Genomic DNA, 2,686 nt, shown 5'->3' with positions numbered 1-2,686 from the left:
GGCCGGGGGTTCGGCGTCGCGGAGGTGAGCGCGGGGCGTGGCGCGGCGGGTGCGGTGGACCCGGGCGGCGGCCGCGACCGCGGCGGCGACGGCGATCGCGGTGAGGACGACGGCGAGGTTGCGGCCGTAGGGCAGCGGCAGCCGGGACGGGACGTCGGCGCGGCGGCCGTGCCCGAGGACGAGCGGCAGCGCGACCAGCGTCAGGGATCCGGCCGCGGCGAGCCCGGCCCGCACGGGGGTGCGGGCCGGGGCGGGCAGCCGCGCGGTCAGCCGCCCGGCCACCAGAACGGCGGGGACGAGGACCGCGTCGTGCACGAGCACCGGCACGGCGAACCACACCGCCCACCCGGTGACTCCCACGTCCGCCGCGACGCCGTGCAGCCCGACGGCGATCAGCGCCAGGCCCGCCGCGCCCGCCAGGGCCCGCCCGGGCGCGATACGGGTCCTCATTCGACCACCAGCCGGTGCACCCATTTGGTCTGCAGGACGCCGGGACGGTTCGGGGCGATCAGCCGGCACGGGAAGCCGTGGTCGGGGTGCAGGGGCTCGCCGTTCAGACGCAGCGCCAGCAGGGTCAGCGGGTCGCGCCAGTGGGCGGGCGCCACCCGGGAGGCGCGGTAGTCCCCCCAGGTCTGCAGCGACTCCACGCGCACGCGGGCGTCGTCGTCGACGCCGGCGAGGCGCAGCACGTCGCGCAGCCGCACGCCTTCCCAGTCGGCGTCCGCGCTCCAGCCCTCGACGCACGCGATCGGCAGCCGCGCGGTCCGCGCGGGCAGGGCGCGCAGGTCGTCCAGGGACAGGACGACCTCGCGGCGGACGCGGCCGGTGACGGTGAGGCGCCACGCGGGGTCGCGGGCGGCGGCCAGCACCCCTGCCCCGGCCGCGGAGGTGTTGACGGGGACGCCCTGCGGCCCGGTGCCGGGGCGGCGCGGCGCCAGCACCGCCAGCCGCGCCAGCGGCGGGAACGCCTCACCGGCCGTGGCCAGCGCGACGGCGCCGCTCGCGCCCGCCACGGTCAGCAGGAACCCGCGGCGGTCCACGGCGTCGCCCGGCCCGGCCATCACGGCGCGGCGGGCGGCGGGCCACTCCCGCGCCGCGTGCACGAGCAGCGCGCCGATCAGCACATAGGACGTCCAGTAGTGCGCGGTGGTGAACGGGAACGGGAACGCGTACCAGTAGGAGATGTTCAGCACGCCCGTCACGGCCTGGAACAGCGCGCCGCCGACCAGCAGGAACACCACCGCGCGGTAGCCGGCGTCGGCGGCGGAGCGGACCGGCGGGCGGCGCAGCAGCCGCGGGTACACCGTCCACAGCTTGGCCGCCAGCAGCGGCAGCGTCGCCAGCCCGCCGATGACGTGCACGCCCTGCGTCACCCGGTACAGGTTCACCGGGCGGGACGGCCACTGCGCCCAGCCGGGCGGGTGCTGCATGAAGTGGCTGATCAGGCCGGTGGCGAACGCGGCGCCGAAGGAGGCGGCCAGGGCGAGGCCGAGCCGCGCGGCGGCCCGCTCGCCGCGCAGCGGGCTGGTGAACCGGCCCTCCGGACCGTCCGGGCCGGTCGGTGGGGTCAGGACGGCGCGGGCGCGCGCCGCACGGCGACGAACCATCGGCCGGCCTCCTCCCAGGTCTCGGTGACGGCGGCCGCGCAGGCCGCGGCGAGGCCGGCGGCGTCGCCGGCCGCCACCCGCGCCCACGGGAACCATTCGCCGATCGCGCCGCCGGACCGCAGCCGCAGCGGCTCGGTGCCGGACGCGGCGCCGGGCGGCTCCACCTCGGCCAGCACCCGCCCGCCGGGCGCGGCGAGCGCGAGGGCGCGGCGCAGCAGGACCGCGGGGTCGCCGCCGATGCCGATGTTGCCGTCGGCGAGCAGCACGGTCCGCCAGCGGCCCGCGCCGGGGACGTGCCCGAACACGTCCCGGCACAGGGCGGGGCCGCCCGCGGCGGCGGTGAGCGCGACGGCGGCGGGCGCCGGGTCGATGCCGAGGACGGGCACGCCGCGGCGGGCGAGCGCCGCGGTGAGGCGCCCGGGACCGGACCCGACGTCCAGGGTCGCGCCGGCGCAGCGGTCCAGCAGCCCGCCGTCGCCGGGACGCAGCCGCAGCCAGTCCCGCAGCGGCAGGGGGCGGCGGGACCCGTCGGCGTGCTCGATCTCCACCGGGCCGCTGCCGCGCAGCGCCTCCTCGTACAGTTCGCCGATCACGCCGGGACCGTCCGGTCGCCGAGGCGCCGCACGGCCGCCGCGAACCGCCGCGCGCCGCCCCCGGCACGCTCCGCGGCGGCGGCGACGGCGGCCGCGTCGGCCGGGGTGTCGACGTCGGTCAGCTCGGGCAGCGCCGCGACGCGCAGCCCGGCGCCGCGCAGCCGGGCGAGCTGGGCGGCGCCGGTGTCGGGCCGCGACATGGGGACGCCGCGCAGCAGCCGCGCGTCGGGGCGGCGCAGCCCCAGCAGCCAGAACCCGCCGTCGGCGGCGGGCCCGAACACCGCGTCGCGTCCGGCCAGGGCCCGCGCCGCCGCGGCGAGCAGGGCGGGGGTGACCTGCGGGGTGTCCATCCCGAGGAGGACGAGCGGGCGGCCGGCGTCGGCGTGGGCGAACGCGTTGGCGAGCCGCTCGTCCAGGCCGTCCCCGCGCTGCGGGATCACCCCGACGCCGGCCGCCCGCTCGTCCTCATGGGGATGGACACCCCGC

At 80.2% G+C, this 2,686-nt stretch carries 4 protein-coding genes; all 4 read right to left on the bottom strand.

Annotated elements, in window-relative coordinates; genetic code table 11:
- On the bottom strand, positions 1 to 450 hold a 450-nt coding region (locus DMH08_RS39220; protein WP_125621314.1), incomplete at its 3' end, for a hypothetical protein.
- Complete coding sequence (locus DMH08_RS39215; RefSeq protein ID WP_084550030.1) at positions 447 to 1,607, bottom strand: molybdopterin-dependent oxidoreductase; 1,161 nt, start codon at positions 1,605 to 1,607, stop codon at positions 447 to 449. The genes DMH08_RS39215 and DMH08_RS39220, both read right to left, overlap by 4 nt.
- A complete protein-coding gene (locus DMH08_RS39210; RefSeq protein WP_026401739.1) occupies positions 1,568 to 2,200 on the bottom strand; it encodes a methyltransferase domain-containing protein in 633 nt (210 codons plus the stop codon). Before DMH08_RS39210 ends, DMH08_RS39215 begins: the two co-directional genes overlap by 40 nt.
- On the bottom strand, positions 2,197 to 2,686 hold a 490-nt coding region (locus DMH08_RS39205), incomplete at its 5' end, for a TIGR04282 family arsenosugar biosynthesis glycosyltransferase (protein ID WP_125621313.1). The genes DMH08_RS39205 and DMH08_RS39210, both read right to left, overlap by 4 nt.

The sequence above is a fragment of the Actinomadura sp. WAC 06369 genome (assembly GCF_003947565.1).
Lineage (GTDB): Bacteria > Actinomycetota > Actinomycetes > Streptosporangiales > Streptosporangiaceae > Spirillospora > Spirillospora rifamycini.
The sequence above is the reverse complement of the archived record's forward strand: the minus strand, read 5'-3'. Positions and strand labels throughout refer to the sequence as shown.

Bases quoted from the DNA above. Each gene is read 5' to 3' on its own strand.
- DMH08_RS39215 (WP_084550030.1), bottom strand. From the start codon at position 1,607: ATGGTTCGTCGCCGTGCGGCGCGCGCCCGCGCCGTCCTGACCCCACCG.